This is a genomic window from Stutzerimonas stutzeri (assembly GCF_000935215.1).
GTDB lineage: Bacteria > Pseudomonadota > Gammaproteobacteria > Pseudomonadales > Pseudomonadaceae > Stutzerimonas.
The window spans coordinates 1-14739 of sequence record NZ_JXXD01000067.1 but is presented as its reverse complement, the minus strand read 5'-3'; the positions used below and the strand labels follow the sequence as shown (position 1 = coordinate 14739).

The following is a 14739-nucleotide window of genomic DNA, read 5'->3' as shown; positions in this document are numbered from 1 at the left end:
CGGCCGCGACGGTTAGAGGATGTAGCGCGACAGGTCTTCGTCCTGCGCCAGCTCGCCGAGATGCTCGTTGACGTAGGCAGCGTCGATGCGGATCGCCTCGCCGTCCTGCTTGGCGGCGATATCGGCAGCGCTGAAGGAAACCTCCTCCAGCAGACGCTCGAGCAGCGTGTGCAGGCGACGCGCACCGATGTTCTCGGTCTTTTCGTTGACCTGCCAGGCGATCTCGGCGATGCGCTTGATGCCATCTTCGAGGAATTCGACGTGCAGGCCTTCGGTCTTCAGCAGCTCGCGGTACTGCTCGGTGAGCGCCGCGTGCGGCTCGGTGAGGATGCGCTCGAAGTCTTCCGGTGACAGCGCCTTGAGCTCGACTCGGATCGGCAGGCGACCCTGCAGTTCCGGCACTAGGTCGCTGGGCTTGGACAGGTGGAAGGCGCCGGAGGCGATGAAGAGGATATGGTCGGTCTTGACCATGCCGAGCTTGGTGTTGACCGTGCTGCCTTCGATCAGCGGCAGCAGGTCGCGCTGCACGCCCTCGCGGGAGACATCGGCGCCGCTGGTGTTGCCACGCTTAGCGACCTTGTCGATCTCGTCGATGAAGACGATGCCGTGCTGCTCGACCGCTTCCAGGGCGCGGGCCTTGAGGTCTTCTTCGTTGACCAGGCGCGCGGCTTCTTCGTCGCGGATCAGCTTGAAGGCTTCCTTGATCTTCAGCTTGCGGCTCTTCTTCTTGCCCTTGCCCATGTTGGCGAAGAGGTTCTGCAGCTGGTTGGTCATCTCCTCCATGCCTGGCGGTGCCATGATTTCCACGCCGGCCGGGCTTTCGGCGACCTCGATGTCGATTTCCTTGTCATCCAGCTGGCCTTCGCGCAGGCGCTTGCGGAACAGCTGGCGGGTGTTGGAATCGCTCGCCTGCATGGGCTCCTCGGAGAAGCCCACCGGACGTGCCGGCGGCAGCAGGGCGTCGAGAATGCGTTCCTCGGCGGCGTCCTCGGCGCGGTGGCGCATCTTGTGCACCTCCTGCTCACGCAGCATTTTCAGCGCGGCATCCGCCAGGTCGCGAATGATCGATTCGACGTCACGGCCGACATAGCCGACCTCGGTGAACTTGGTCGCTTCCACTTTCAGGAAGGGCGCATTGGCGAGCTTGGCCAGGCGGCGGGCGATCTCGGTCTTGCCGACACCGGTCGGGCCGATCATCAGGATGTTCTTCGGAGTGACTTCCTGGCGCAGCTCGGCGGGCAGCTGCATGCGCCGCCAGCGATTGCGCAGGGCGATGGCGACGGCACGCTTGGCGTCGTCCTGGCCGATGATATGGCGGTTGAGTTCGTGGACGATCTCGCGGGGCGTCATGGACATTTTTTCGATACTCCGGGAGCTGGGCAGGGAACGAGCAGGCAGCTTGAAAAACCTAGGCGAGGCGGGCAGCGCATTATTGCCAACGCAGCTAGTTTCTCATTGGCCTGTCAGATCGCGCTGTCCAGCTCCTCTATGGTCAGATTCTGATTGGTGAACACGCAGATGCTGCCGGCGATGTTCAGGGCCGTTTCGGCGATCTCCTGGGCCGACATGTCGGCGCCGGCCTTGAGCAGCAGCGCCTTGGCCGCGGCCTGGGCGAAACCGCCGCCCGAACCCATGGCGATCAGGTCGTCCTCGGGCTGCACCACGTCGCCGTTGCCGGTGATGATCAGCGAGGCGTCCTTGTTGGCCACCGCCAGCATGGCCTCCAGGCGGCTCAGCGAACGGTCGGTACGCCAGTCCTTGGCCAGCTCGACGGCGGCGCGGACGAGGTGACCCTGATGTTTCTCCAGCTGCCCTTCGAAGCGTTCGAAGAGGGTGAAGGCGTCGGCTGTGGCGCCGGCGAAGCCCGCCAGAACCTGGCCGTGATAGAGGCGGCGGACCTTCTTGGCGTTGCCTTTCATGACGGTGTTGCCCAGGGAAACCTGGCCGTCGCCGCCCATGACGACTTTGCCGTTGCGGCGCACTGAAACGATGGTGGTCAAAGGAAAATCTCCACACTGCGGGGCGATGAATGCCCGAATGCGGTTGATATGGGGGACTGCTGCCGGCTTTTCAACGGCTGTCGGCGAGGTTCGTCGACAGCCGTGGTTCTGCACGAGGCGCTAGGCCGGCCCAGGTTGTTCGCTGAGCTGCGGGCGACTGGGCTGGCGCGGCACGTCGCCGGCAACCGACGCGGCGATCAGCTTGCGCAGGCGCACCGGAATCGACTTGGCCGCCGGCACCTTGCTGCGTTCGGCATGGTGCCAGACCGGCAGCAGGGCATTGCATTCCGGGTAGTAACCGGCGCAGCAGCCTTCGGGGATATCGTACGGTGTGACCCGCAACGGGCTGACCGCGCGGTGCACGCCATCGTCGACCACGGTGATCGCCTCGATGCGGTCGCCTTCGGCCAGGCCGAGGCGGACGATGTCGTTGCGGTTCATCAGGATCACCGCGCGGGTGCCATGGATGCCGCGGAAGCGGTCGTCGTAGCCGTAGACGGTGGTGTTGAACTGGTCGTTGCTGCGCAGCGTCATCATCTGCAGCACGTCGTGCTGCTCGTGGCCGTCTTCTTCGGTGTCGGGGTCGGCAACCAGCGATGGCGGGTTGATGAAATTGGCCTTGCCGGACTCGGTATCCCAGCGTCGTTCGCTGGCGCCAAGCGGGCGATGGAAGCCGCCGGGTTCCATCATGCGTACATTGAAGTCGTGGAAGATCTCCGGGTAGCTCTCGGCAATGGCGTCGCGTATCAGGCTGTAGTCCGCGACCCAGGCGTCCCAGTCCAGCATTGGGTTGGGTGTCAGTGTGGCCTTGGCCAGCCGCGCGATGATTGCCGGTTCCGACAGCAGCAGTTCGCCAGCGGGTTCTGCGGCGCCGCGCCAGGCGCGGATACAGCCGGTGCTGTCCTCGGTGGTGTGACGCTGCTCGCCGGTGGCCTGACGGTCGATCTCGGTGCGCCCCAGGCAGGGCAGAATGTACGACACCTGACCCGTGATCAGGTGATTGCGATTGAGCTTGGTCGATACCTGTACCGATAGCCGCAGGTTGCGCCATGCCGGCTCCATCAGCAGGGTGTCGGGAATCGCCCGAACGAAGTTGCCACCCAGGCCGATGAAGCCGCGGATGCTGCCATCGAGAATGCCCTCGCAAGCCTCCACGGTGTTCACGCCGTCATCGCTTGGCGGCTCGAAACCGAACTGCCGACGCAGGTTGTCCACCGGCACCTTTGCCGCTTTTTCGGTGATGCCGACGGTGCGCTGACCCTGCACGTTGGAGTGGCCGCGCACCGGCAGGATGCCTGCGCCTTCCTTGCCGATGTTGCCGCGCAACAGCAGCAGGTTGACCAGCATCTGGATGGTCTGCACGCCGTAGCGGTGCTGGGTCAGGCCCATGCCATAAGGCGCGATCACCCGTTCGCAGCGCGCATAGACGGTCGCTGCCGCTTCCAGCGCGGCGCGGCTGAGCCCCGAACGGCGTTCCAGCTGCGCCCAACTGTAGCTGCGGATGCGCTGTTCGAAATCCTCGAAGCCATGGGTGTGCTGCTCGATGAAGTTCACGTCGAGTACGCGCTTGCGACCCTCGGCGACGGCCTGGTCGTCCATTTCGAACAGCGCCTTGCACATGCCGGCGATGGCGGCCATGTCGCCGCCGATGGCGAGCTGGTGATACTGGGTGCTGATCACCGTGCTGTCCGGTGTGAGCATTTCGCGCGGTGACTGTGGATTGACGAAGCGCTCCAGCCCGCGCTCGCGCAGCGGGTTGAAGGTGACAATCTGCGCGCCGCGTTCACGGGCTTCCTGTAGCTGATGCAGCATCCGCGGGCTGGAGGTGCCGGTGTTGTGGCCGAAGAAGAACAGCCCGTCGGTGTGCTCGAAATCGTTCAGGGTGACGGTCGCCACCGGCACGCCGATGCTCTCCGGTAGCGCCACCGAGGTGCTCTCGTGGCACATGTTGGAGCTGTCCGGCAGGTTGTTGGTGCCGTACAGCCGCGCCAGCAGGCCATACATGTAGGCCGTCTCCAGCGCCGCGCGACCGGACATGTAGAACACCACCTGATCGGGGTCGGCCATGGCCTTGAGTTCGGCACCGATCTCGGCGAAGGCCTCATCCCAGCTGACCGGCCGGTAATGATCGCTGGCGGCGTCGTAGCGCAGCGGATGGGTCAGCCGGCCCTGCTGCTCGAGATCGTAGTCGCTCCAGTTGAGCAGTTCGCTGACGCTGTGCCTGGCAAAGAATTCCGGGCCGCAGCGCAGCGACGTGGTTTCCCACGCAGTCGCCTTGGCGCCGTTCTCGCAGAAGGACAGTGGTCGTGACGGATGCGGCTTGGCCCACGCGCAACTGACACAGGCGAAACCGTCGATAGGTTTGTTCTGCTTGAGCAGCAGACCGATACCGGCCGGCGAAACGCGCTCACGCAGCAGGATGTTGGCGACGGAGTAGGCTGATCCCCAGCCGCCCGCGGGCGCGTGGTAGGGCCTGAACTTGGTCTGGGACACGTCGTTTCTCCTGCTGCCAAGGGAGCTTGTCTGTTTACGACGGGGACCACGGCGGATCGTTCAGGACCCTTTGTCACAAGGTTGTACCGCTCACTCCATGGCGAAGCCGTGCTGGCGCCAGGCCTCGTACACCGCGACGGCCACGGTGTTGGACAGGTTCAGGCTGCGGCTGTCGGGGCGCATCGGCAGGCGCAGGCGTTGCTCGTTGGGCAGTGCGTCGCGGATCTCCGGCGGCAGGCCGCGGCTTTCGGGGCCGAACAGCAAGGCGTCGCCGCGTCGGTAATGCACCTCGTGAAACGGCTGCGAGCCCTTGGTGGTGAATGCGAACAGCCGCGGGCCGTCCGCGTTTGCGGCGTCGATACCGATCCGCGCGAGGCAGCTCGGCAGGTCGGCGTGGCGCTCCAGCGTGGCGTACTCGTGGTAGTCGAGGCCGGCGCGGCGCAGGCGCTTGTCGTCCAGCTCGTAACCCAGCGGCTCGATCAGGTGCAGGTGGCAGCCGGTATTGGCGCAGAGCCTGATAATGTTGCCGGTATTGGGCGGAATTTCCGGTTGGAACAGGATCACGTGAAACATGCGCAGCACCGAGGTTGAAGACCGGCGGCATTCTACCGGGGCGCAGGACCCGATGCGCCGCATACGCCGGACCTTTTTCGGTTCGCTGGTGCTGATCGGGCTGCTGGTGGGGCTGATGATCGGCCGGCTCACCGCGCCCGGGCCGGTGCAACTGGCACTGGTGGAGGTGCAGCCGCAAGGCCTTTCGTTGCAGTTCGACCGCGAACCCGAGGTATATGACGAGCATCTAGAAGGGGCGTTCGCCCTGCTGTTCCAGGCCGAAGGCGAGCCACAATCCGGACAGCTGCAGATCGACGGCATGACACTGGCCTGGCGCGTGCAGCAGACCGGGAAAGGCCTGTTGCTGCATCTGGTGGCGGCGCGGCGACTGCAGGGGCAATGGCACGGCGAACGCCACGATGGTGGCTGGCGTATCGCCGTGCAGGTGGCGGCCGACAAGCAGCCATGATCCAGGTGACGCCCTTGGCAGGGCGCTAAAACGATGCGGTGTCAGCCGCGCTCAGCTGTCGTCGCCGTCATCGTCATCGCTGCCATCGACGCGCATGCCCAGCTCCTTGATCTTGCGCGTCAGGGTGTTGCGACCCCAGCCGAGCAGCAGCGCGGCGTCGCGGCGGCGACCGGCGGTGTGCTTGAGCGCGGTCTCGATCATGATGCGTTCGAAGGCTGGCACCGCCTCGTCGAGCAGGTTGCTCTGGCCGCGCGCCAGGGCCTGATCGGACCAGTTGCGCAGCGCCTGTTCCCAGTTGTGCGCGGGCTGTGCCTCGGCCTGCTGGTTGAGCAGCTCCGGCGGCAGGTCGTCGACATGCACTTCACGGCCGGATGCCATCACCGTGATCCAGCGGCATGTGTTCTCCAGCTGGCGCACGTTGCCCGGCCAGGGCAGGTGCTGCAGATAATCCTTGGTTTCCGGCTTGAGCACCTTGGTTTCCACCGAGAGCTCCTGCGCGGCGCTGGCGAGGAAGTGCTCGGCGAGTGCCGGGATGTCCTCGCGGCGATCGGACAGGCGCGGGATGTGGATGCGGATGACGTTCAGGCGGTGGAACAGGTCTTCACGGAACTTGCCCGCCTGCACCAGTGTTTCCAGGTCCTGATGCGTCGCGGCGATGATGCGCACGTCGACCCGCACCGGCGTGTGGCCGCCGACCCGGTAGAATTCGCCATCGGCCAGCACGCGCAGCAGACGGGTCTGCGTATCGGCCGGCATGTCGCCGATCTCGTCGAGAAACAGGGTGCCGCCGTCGGCCTGCTCGAAGCGGCCGCGGCGCTGATTGGCCGCACCGGTGAAGGCGCCTTTCTCGTGGCCGAACAGCTCCGACTCCATCAGGTCCTTGGGGATAGCCGCCATGTTCAGCGCGATGAATGGCGACGCCGAACGCGGGCTGTGGCGGTGCAGGGCATGGGCCACCAGCTCCTTGCCGGTGCCGGACTCGCCGTTGATCAGTACGGTGATGTTGGAATGGCTGAGCCGGCCGATGGCGCGGAACACCTCCTGCATCGCCGGCGCCTCGCCGATGATCTCCGGAGTGTGGTGGCGGTTGGCCGGTTCCTGCTGGTTCTGCTGCTCCTGGGCGTGCTGATTGGCGCGCTTGACCAGCGAGACGGCGTCGTCGACGTCGAACGGCTTGGGCAGGTATTCGAAGGCGCCGCCCTGGTAGGAGGCCACCGCGCTGTCCAGATCCGAATGCGCGGTCATGATGATCACCGGCAGGCGCGGGTACTGCTCGCGGATCTGCGAGAGCATGTCCAGACCGCTGAGGCCGGGCATGCGGATGTCGGAGATGATCACATCCGGCTGCTGGCGGGCGAGGCGGGCCAGCACGCCGTCGGCGCTGTCGAAGCTCTGCGTGGCCATGCCTTCCTGTTGCAGGGCCTTTTCCAGGACCCAGCGGATGGAGCGGTCGTCGTCGACGATCCAGACGTTTTCGCTTCGGCTCATGCTGATGTGGCTCCTTGTTCCAGCGGTAGGAAGATCGAGAACACGGTGTGGCCAGGATGGCTCTCGCATTCGATCAGACCCTGGTGCTGACTGATGATGTTCTGGGTGATGGCAAGGCCCAGGCCGGTTCCGTCCGGGCGGCCGCTGACCATCGGGTAGAAGAGCGTGTTCTGCAGTTCGGCGGGAATCCCCGGGCCGTTGTCGATGATCTCGATGCGTGTCACCAGGCGATGACGAATATGGCCGATGGTGAACTGCCGCAGTGTGCGGGTGCGCAGGGTGAGACGGCCGAGGCCCAGCTCGTTCTGCCCGGCCAGTGCCTGCATGGCGTTGCGCATGATATTGAGCACGGCCTGGATCATCTGTTCGCGGTCCATCAGGACTTCGGGAATGCTTGGATCGTAATCGCGCACCAAAATGATGCTGCCCTGGCATTCCGCCTCGATCAGGCTGGCGACATGTTCGAGCACTTCGTGAATGTTGGTCATCGACAGCGACGGCAGCTTGTTAGAGCCGAGCATGCGGTCGACCAGATTACGCAGACGGTCGGCCTCCTCGATGATGACTTCGGTGTAGTCCTTCAGGTGTTCTTCGGGCAGCTCGCGGGCCAGCAGTTGTGCCGCACCGCGAATGCCGCCCAGCGGATTCTTGATCTCGTGGGCCAGGCCGCGCACCAGCATCTTGGTGGTTTCCTGCTTGGACAGCTGGGCCTCTTCCTTGGTGATGCGCAGCAGGCGGTCGCGCGGCAGCACTTCCAGCAACAGCATGGTTTCCTGCCGGGTCAGTACCGGGGTCACCGCGTAGTCCACGGTCAGTGTCTGGCCGGTGGCGGAGGTCAGGGTGGCTTCGCGCTTGGTGAACGGATGGGCTTCTTCAACCGCCTGGCGCAGGGCCGCCAGGGCTTCCGGCGACTCGGTGAACAGCTCGCTGATGAACTGTCCGTGGCTGCGTTGGCCGCTGACGGCCAGCAGCATTTCGGCAGCCGGGTTCATGTACTCCAGGCGCAGGCGCGAGTTGAGCAACAGCGTCGCGGTAGTCAGATTCTCGATCAGCAGGCGTTGCAGGGCTTCGTTGATCATGGCTGGTCTGCGTCCGGAAGTTCAGGCAGGAAATGCAAGAACCAAACCAAACGCGCCATTGCGGCGCGGATCGGCGTGATGCTGCAGCCCTACGGGCTGTCCGGTGACCCAAATTGGTGACGAGCGATCCGCTCACCTGATGGGCGCACCAAACAGGTGCACCCCATGATCATAGAAAGGGCACGAAGGGAATGTCGCGTTTTTCCACCGGCTTGTCCTTTAGCGGGCATTCCGGGCGAACGCCGTAATCGGCCTTCTGGCAAGGATTGACCATGCGCCGCTGGGCCAGCGAGGTGCGGATCAGGTGAAAGGGCTGGTTCGCGGTGCGTTGCAGGACTCGCTCCTGTTCATCCACGACAGCCACCGCCAGCTGATGGGTGCCACGATCGACGTTACTCAAGGCGAAGGAAGTCTGTTCGCCGGGTGCGCCGAACGGCTGGTCATCGAGCAGTACCTGATAGGCGTGGCCGGGGTGTAGCGTCGGTTCGGCTTGCACGGTGACGCTGAAATTGCCGGCGTTGTTGCGGATCGCTTCGTCCGCCGTCGGGCTGAGGATGTGCAACTGATAGATGATGCTCGCGGCTTTCGGTGCTGCCGGCTCCGTAGGGCGTGCGGCCGGCATCGGCGGCGCAGGCATGCTGTTGGACGGCTTGAGGTGTACTTCTTCGGCCGCCTCGCCGGCCGGGCGATCGGTGAAGACCCGATTGCCCTCGGCGTCGACATAGGAGTAGACGCCGGCGAGGCAGGGCAGGGCGGCCGCCAGCAGTACGACGGCCAGGGTCTGCCGCAGGATGATCAAGGAGCAGGCCTCGTAGGCTTTGGACGCAATGCCGGGCTGGAGGTATTCACCCGTTGCACGGTGAACAGCTCCGGCTGGCTGCGCTGGATGACCTTCTCGCCGCTCAGCACCTCGACGTGCAGGCGATGCTCGCCCCGCTCGACATTGTTCAGTTGCAGCGAGGTTGCGGCACTTGCGGCAGCCTGGGGAATGCCGTCCAGCACGAAGCGCAAGCTGTGGCCGGGTCGTAGCGGCGGCTCCACCAGCGCGCTGACGACGAAGGTGCCGTTGTTGGCGCGCAGGGCTTCTTCATCGGGAATCCCGCTCAGCATCAGTGTCTGGTAAGGGGCCGACTGCGTCTGCTGGCTGTCCGGCAGCGGTGGCGGCGGTTCGGGCGTGCGGATATTTACCGTATTGGCTGGCGGCAGGTCGACGGTATCGGCCTGGACACCCTCCGGTGGCTGATTGGTGAACACCGTATTGCCTTGTGCATCGGTGTACTTGTAGATCTCGGCGAAGGCCGGAAGGCTGAGAATGAACAGCAGGCTGAACAGTGCGCTACGCATGGGAGGCTCCGCGGAGTTGGACTGCCGAAGCCTTGCACTGCGCCGAGTTGCAGGCAAGTGGGATCGGTGGGATTTGCGAGGCGTGACAAGCTGCACGAATCGCCGCCGGACTGCAGAAACGAAGAAGGCCACCCGAGGGTGGCCTTCCTGTCACGCGAGCTGGATCAGACGCTGTAGTACAGGTCGTATTCCAGCGGGTGCACGAAGGTGCGCACCTTGATCTCTTCCTCGGACTTCAGCTCGATGTAGGCATCGATGAACTCGTCGGAGAACACGCCGCCCTTGGTCAGGAATGCGCGGCCCTTGTCCAGCTCTTCCAGGGCTTCCTTCAGGCTGCCGCACACCTGCGGGATAAGCTTGCCTTCTTCCGGCGGCAGGTCGTACAGGTTCTTGTCGGCTGCATCGCCAGGGTGGATCTTGTTCTGGATGCCGTCCAGGCCAGCCATCAGCAGTGCAGCGAAGCACAGGTACGGGTTGGCAGCCGGGTCCGGGAAGCGCGCTTCGATACGACGGGCTTTCGGGCTGGAAACGTACGGAATACGGATCGAGGCGGAACGGTTGCGGGCCGAGTAGGCCAGCATGACCGGTGCTTCGAAGCCCGGGACCAGACGCTTGTAGGAGTTGGTCGACGGGTTGGTGAAACCGTTCAGCGCCTTGCCGTGCTTGATGATGCCGCCGATGAAGTACAGGGCGGTCTCGGACAGGCCGGCATAGCCTTCGCCAGCGAAGGTGTTCTTGCCATCCTTGGAGATGGACATGTGTACGTGCATACCCGAACCGTTGTCGCCATACAGCGGCTTCGGCATGAAGGTCGCGGTCTTGCCATAGGCGTCGGCGACGTTGTGTACGCAGTACTTCAGGGTCTGAACTTCGTCAGCCTTGGCAACCAGGGTGTTGAACTTCACGCCGATCTCGTTCTGACCGGCAGTCGCCACTTCGTGGTGGTGAACCTCAACGACCAGGCCCATTTCTTCCATGGCGTTGCACATGGCGGTACGGATTTCGTGGTCGTGATCGCACGGCGGAACCGGGAAGTAGCCGCCCTTGACGGCCGGGCGGTGGCCCTTGTTGCCGCCCTCGACATCCTGGTCGGTCATCCAGGAGCCCTGCTCGGAGTAGATCTTGAACATCGAGCCGGAGATGTCCGACTTGAACTTGACCTGGTCGAAGATGAAGAACTCCGGCTCCGGGCCGACGAATACGGTGTCACCGATGCCGGTGCCTTTCAGGAACTCTTCGGCGCGCTTGGCGATGGAGCGCGGATCGCGGTCGTAGCCCTGCATGGTGCTCGGCTCGACGATGTCGCATACCAGGATCAGGGTCGGCTCTTCGGTGAACGGATCCAGCACGGCGGTTTCGTCGACCGGCATCAGGATCATGTCGGAGGCTTCGATGCCTTTCCAGCCATGGATGGAGGAGCCGTCGAACATCTTGCCGTGCTCGAAGAAGTCTTCATCCTGGGCATCACGAGCCGGAACGGTGACGTGGTGCTGCTTGCCTTTGGTATCGGTGAAGCGCAGATCAATCCACTTCACATCGTAATCTTTGATCAGTTGAAGCGACTTCGACATGGTGTTCTCCAAGTGGTGGAAGCGTGACAGTGAGCTTCCGAATCAGGGTGAAGCCGGGCGGCGATGTTCCGCCAAGGCGACCTGCCTCACAAGAGAGCAAATTGCATGCCAGTGCTCTTTCTTGGGACTGCAGGCCTCTGGCAGCGCTGCGGCAGCGTTTGCGCGTCTCAAAGCGTAGCTGCTGCACTGGATTGATGCGCGGTATTGGTGCGGCTCGCCGGTAATGTGCATTCTTTTGGTGCGTTCTGCTGCGTTTGAAGAAAGCGGTTAAATGTTGAGCAGTTTCCGCTATACTCCGCGCCCCTCTTTTCCTGCCACGTCGGCGCCGCGCTGTTTCCATGAAGCTGATCGTCAAGGTTTTCCCCGAAATCACCATCAAGAGTCCGCCGGTGCGCAAGGGCTTTATTCGTCAGTTGGCGAAGAATATCCGTACCGTGCTGCGCGAGCTTGATCCCGACCTGCGGGTCGAGGGCGTGTGGGACAACATCGAGGTGGAAACCGTGCGCAGCGAGCCGAAGCTGCTGCGCGATATGATCGAGCGCCTGCGCTGCACGCCCGGCATCGCCCATTGCCTGGAAGTGCACGAGTACCCGCTGGGCGATCTCGACGACATCGTCGCCAAATGCAAGGCGCACTACGCCGAGCGCCTGCCGGGCAAGATCTTCGCCGTGCGCTGCAAGCGTGCCGGCAAGCATCCGTTCAGCTCCATGGACGTCGAGCGCCACGTTGGCAGCCAGCTGCGTCAGCAGTGCGGCGCCGCCGGTATTTCGCTGAAAACACCGGAAGTCGAAGTGCGCATGGAGATCCGCGACCAGCGCCTGTTCGTCGTGCACGAGCAGCATGACGGCATCGGCGGCTACCCGCTGGGTGCGCTGGAGCAGACCCTGGTATTGATGTCCGGCGGTTTCGATTCCACTGTCGCCGCCTATCAGATGATGCGCCGCGGGCTGATGACGCATTTCTGCTTCTTCAATCTCGGCGGGCGTGCCCACGAGCTGGGCGTGATGGAAGTCGCTCATTATCTGTGGAAGAAGTACGGCAGCTCGCACCGCGTGCTGTTCATCAGCGTGCCGTTCGAGGAAGTGGTCGGTGAAATCCTGCAGAAGGTCGACAACAGCCAGATGGGCGTCGTCCTCAAGCGCATGATGCTGCGCGTCTCGACGCAGATCGCCGAGCGCCTGCACATCGACGCGCTGGTCACCGGCGAGGCGATCTCGCAGGTCTCCAGCCAGACCCTGCCGAACCTCTCGGTAATCGACTCGGCCACCGACATGCTGGTGCTGCGCCCGCTGATCGCCAGCCACAAGCAGAACATCATCGACACCGCCTTCGAGATCGGCACCGCCGAGTTTGCCAAGAACATGCCCGAGTACTGCGGCGTGATCTCGGTGAACCCGACCACCAAGGCCAAGCGCTATCGTATAGAGCACGAAGAAAAGCAGTTCGACATGGCTATCCTGGAGCGTGCGCTGGCGAATGCCCGCCAGGTTGCCATCGACCGCGTGATCGACGAGCTGGGCCAGGATTTGCAGGTGGAAGAAGTCGTCGAGCCGAGCGCTGGCCAGGTCATACTCGACATTCGTCACCCCGACAGCGCCGAGGACGAACCGCTCGAGCTGCCGGGCATCGAAGTTCAGACGCTGCCGTTCTACGCACTGAACAACCGATTCAAGGAGCTGGATGAAAACCGCCAGTACCTGCTGTATTGCGACAAAGGTGTCATGAGCCGCCTGCATGCTCACCATCTGCTGAGCGAGGGGCATGTCAATGTACGCGTCTATCGTCCGGCCTGACTCATCGGTGAAACAGCCGGGGCTGCTTGGCGGCAGCATCCGCCACCGCCCTCCCGACCGGCACTGATCGCAAGGCCAGGCCGTACAACCCTCGGACAGACTGTCTTCGTCCGGACTACTTCCAGCTTCCAGCCTCAGCTCGAAGCTATCTACAGAGAAAAGAATCAGTGATCGAGAATCTACGCAACATCGCCATCATCGCCCACGTCGACCATGGCAAGACCACCCTCGTCGACAAGCTGCTGCGTCTGTCCGGTACCCTGGATCGCAAGGAGCTGGAAAACGAGCGCGTGATGGACTCCAACGACCAGGAAAAGGAACGCGGCATCACCATCCTGGCGAAGAACACCGCGCTGAAGTGGAACGGCTACAACATCAACATCGTCGACACCCCCGGCCACGCCGACTTCGGCGGTGAAGTCGAGCGCGTGATGAGCATGGTCGACTCCGTACTGCTGGTGGTAGACGCCCAGGACGGCCCCATGCCGCAGACCCGCTTCGTGACCCAGAAGGCGTTCAAGGCCGGCCTGCGTCCGATCGTCGTGGTGAACAAGATCGACCGTCCGGGCGCGCGTCCTGACTGGGTCATCGACCAGATCTTCGACCTGTTCGACAACCTCGGCGCCACCGACGAGCAGCTGGACTTCCCGATCGTCTACGCCAGTGCCCTGAACGGCATCGCCGGCATGGACCACGAGAAGATGGACGACAACATGGATGCGCTGTTCCAGGCCATCATCGACCACGTTCCGGCCCCGAAGGTCGACCTCGACGGTCCGTTCCAGATGCAGATCTCGCAGCTGGACTACAACAGCTTCCTCGGCGTGATCGGCATCGGCCGCATCGCTCGCGGCACCATCAAGGCCAACAGCCCGGTCACCGCCATCGGCGCCGACGGCAAGAAGCGCAACGGCCGCATTCTGAAGATCATGGGCCACTCCGGTCTGCAGCGCGTTGAAGTGCAGGAAGCCGAAGCCGGTGACATCGTCTGCGTATCCGGCATGGATGAGCTGTACATCTCCGACACCCTGTGCGACCAGAACGCCGTCGAGGCCCTGCCGCCGCTGACCGTCGACCAGCCGACCGTGAGCATGACCTTCCAGGTCAACGACTCGCCGTTCGCTGGCAAGGAAGGCAAGTTCGTCACCAGCCGCAACATCAAGGACCGTCTGGAGAAGGAACTGCTGCACAACGTCGCCCTGCGCGTCGAGCCGGGCGACAGCCCCGAGAAGTTCAAGGTTTCCGGTCGTGGCGAGCTGCACCTGTCGGTACTGATCGAAACCATGCGTCGTGAAGGCTTCGAGCTGGCCGTAGGCCGTCCGGAAGTGGTGATCATCGAGAACGAGGCCGGCGAGAAGCAGGAACCGTACGAGAACGTCACCATCGACATCGAGGAGCAGCACCAGGGGCCGGTGATGGAGCAGATGGGTCTGCGCAAGGGCGACCTGAGCAACATGGTTCCGGATGGCAAGGGCCGTGTACGCCTGGAATACACCATCCCGGCGCGTGGCCTGATCGGCTTCCGTAACAACTTCCTGACCCTGACTTCCGGCTCGGGCATCCTGACCTCGACCTTCAGCCACTACGGCCCGATCAAGGCCGGCGAAGTGACCAACCGCCAGAACGGCGTGCTGGTCTCGATGGCCACCGGTACCGCGCTGACCTACTCGCTGGAAACCCTGCAGGCACGCGGCAAGCTGTTCCTGGCGCCGGGCGACGAGATCTACGAAGGCCAGCTGTGCGGCATCAACAGCCGTGACAACGACCTGGTGCTCAACCCCACCAAGGGCAAGAAGCTCGACAACATGCGCGCTTCCGGCAAGGACGAAGTCATCGCCCTGGTTCCGCCGATCAAGTTCACCCTCGAGCAGGCGCTGGAATTCATCGCCGACGACGAGCTGGTGGAAGTGACGCCGAAGTCGATCCGCCTGCGCAAGAAGTACCTCAACG

General features: G+C 63.6%; 12 protein-coding genes. 3 read left to right on the top strand and 9 right to left on the bottom strand.

All coding sequences use genetic code 11. From position 1 onward, the window contains the following. Positions 1 to 12: 12 nt before the first annotated feature. From hslU to LO50_RS08610, 4 genes are all read right to left on the bottom strand, one after another. Positions 13 to 1356 (bottom strand): ATP-dependent protease ATPase subunit HslU, encoded by a 1344-nt coding sequence (gene hslU / locus LO50_RS08625; protein ID WP_044314720.1) that lies wholly within the window; start codon positions 1354 to 1356, stop codon positions 13 to 15. Between the two features lie 107 nt (positions 1357 to 1463). After that, on the bottom strand, positions 1464 to 2000 hold the full coding sequence (hslV, locus tag LO50_RS08620) for an ATP-dependent protease subunit HslV (RefSeq protein WP_014821912.1): 537 nt from the start codon (positions 1998 to 2000) through the stop codon (positions 1464 to 1466). A gap of 120 nt (positions 2001 to 2120) precedes the next feature. Then, on the bottom strand, positions 2121 to 4493 hold the full coding sequence (locus LO50_RS08615) for an FdhF/YdeP family oxidoreductase (RefSeq protein ID WP_044314719.1): 2373 nt from the start codon (positions 4491 to 4493) through the stop codon (positions 2121 to 2123). A 90-nt stretch (positions 4494 to 4583) separates the two neighbouring features. After that, complete coding sequence (locus tag LO50_RS08610) at positions 4584 to 5066, bottom strand: tRNA (cytidine(34)-2'-O)-methyltransferase (RefSeq protein WP_014821910.1); 483 nt, start codon at positions 5064 to 5066, stop codon at positions 4584 to 4586. Here LO50_RS08610 and LO50_RS08605 point away from each other — a divergent pair. Beyond that, entirely contained in the window at positions 5065 to 5514 is a 450-nt protein-coding gene (locus LO50_RS08605) for a hypothetical protein (RefSeq protein WP_003280959.1), read from the top strand. The two genes, LO50_RS08610 and LO50_RS08605, sit on opposite strands and share 2 nt — an antisense overlap. A gap of 51 nt (positions 5515 to 5565) precedes the next feature. On the opposite strand, the gene ntrC is transcribed toward LO50_RS08605, so the two are convergent. From ntrC to glnA, 5 genes are all read right to left on the bottom strand, one after another. After that, complete coding sequence (gene ntrC, locus LO50_RS08600) at positions 5566 to 7002, bottom strand: nitrogen regulation protein NR(I) (protein WP_044314718.1); 1437 nt, start codon at positions 7000 to 7002, stop codon at positions 5566 to 5568. Next, positions 6999 to 8081, bottom strand: coding sequence for a nitrogen regulation protein NR(II) (gene glnL, locus LO50_RS08595; protein WP_014821907.1), 1083 nt, complete (start codon positions 8079 to 8081; stop codon positions 6999 to 7001). Before glnL ends, ntrC begins: the two co-directional genes overlap by 4 nt. A gap of 169 nt (positions 8082 to 8250) precedes the next feature. Next, the gene (locus LO50_RS08590; protein ID WP_044314717.1) at positions 8251 to 8880 is read right to left on the bottom strand and encodes a DUF4124 domain-containing protein; all 630 of its coding nucleotides are present in this window, start codon (positions 8878 to 8880) and stop codon (positions 8251 to 8253) included. Beyond that, the gene (locus LO50_RS08585; RefSeq protein ID WP_044314716.1) at positions 8877 to 9425 is read right to left on the bottom strand and encodes a DUF4124 domain-containing protein; all 549 of its coding nucleotides are present in this window, start codon (positions 9423 to 9425) and stop codon (positions 8877 to 8879) included. The genes LO50_RS08590 and LO50_RS08585 overlap by 4 nt, the downstream gene beginning before the upstream one ends. Before the next feature lie 164 nt (positions 9426 to 9589). Then, positions 9590 to 10996, bottom strand: a complete 1407-nt coding sequence (glnA, locus tag LO50_RS08580; RefSeq protein ID WP_014821904.1) for a glutamate--ammonia ligase — start codon at positions 10994 to 10996, stop codon at positions 9590 to 9592. Between the two features lie 338 nt (positions 10997 to 11334). Here glnA and thiI point away from each other — a divergent pair, with 338 nt between their 5' ends. Both thiI and typA read left to right on the top strand, forming a co-directional pair. Further along, on the top strand, positions 11335 to 12789 hold the full coding sequence (gene thiI, locus LO50_RS08575) for a tRNA uracil 4-sulfurtransferase ThiI (protein WP_044314715.1): 1455 nt from the start codon (positions 11335 to 11337) through the stop codon (positions 12787 to 12789). Positions 12790 to 12956: 167 nt separating this feature from the next. Continuing rightward, positions 12957 to 14739, top strand: a 1783-nt coding sequence (typA, locus tag LO50_RS08570; protein WP_044314714.1) for a translational GTPase TypA, incomplete at its 3' end; no start/stop codon positions are given.

Excerpts from the sequence above, each read along its gene's own strand:
- LO50_RS08585 (WP_044314716.1), bottom strand. The coding sequence starts at position 9,425 with ATGCGTAGCGCACTGTTCAGCCTGCTGTTCATTCTCAGCCTTCCGGCC.
- glnL (WP_014821907.1), bottom strand. The coding sequence starts at position 8,081 with ATGATCAACGAAGCCCTGCAACGCCTGCTGATCGAGAATCTGACTACC.
- glnA (WP_014821904.1), bottom strand. The coding sequence starts at position 10,996 with ATGTCGAAGTCGCTTCAACTGATCAAAGATTACGATGTGAAGTGGATT.
- thiI (WP_044314715.1), top strand. The coding sequence starts at position 11,335 with ATGAAGCTGATCGTCAAGGTTTTCCCCGAAATCACCATCAAGAGTCCG.
- LO50_RS08605 (WP_003280959.1), top strand. The coding sequence starts at position 5,065 with ATGCGCAGCACCGAGGTTGAAGACCGGCGGCATTCTACCGGGGCGCAG.
- ntrC (WP_044314718.1), bottom strand. The coding sequence starts at position 7,002 with ATGAGCCGAAGCGAAAACGTCTGGATCGTCGACGACGACCGCTCCATC.
- LO50_RS08610 (WP_014821910.1), bottom strand. The coding sequence starts at position 5,066 with ATGTTTCACGTGATCCTGTTCCAACCGGAAATTCCGCCCAATACCGGC.
- hslU (WP_044314720.1), bottom strand. The coding sequence starts at position 1,356 with ATGTCCATGACGCCCCGCGAGATCGTCCACGAACTCAACCGCCATATC.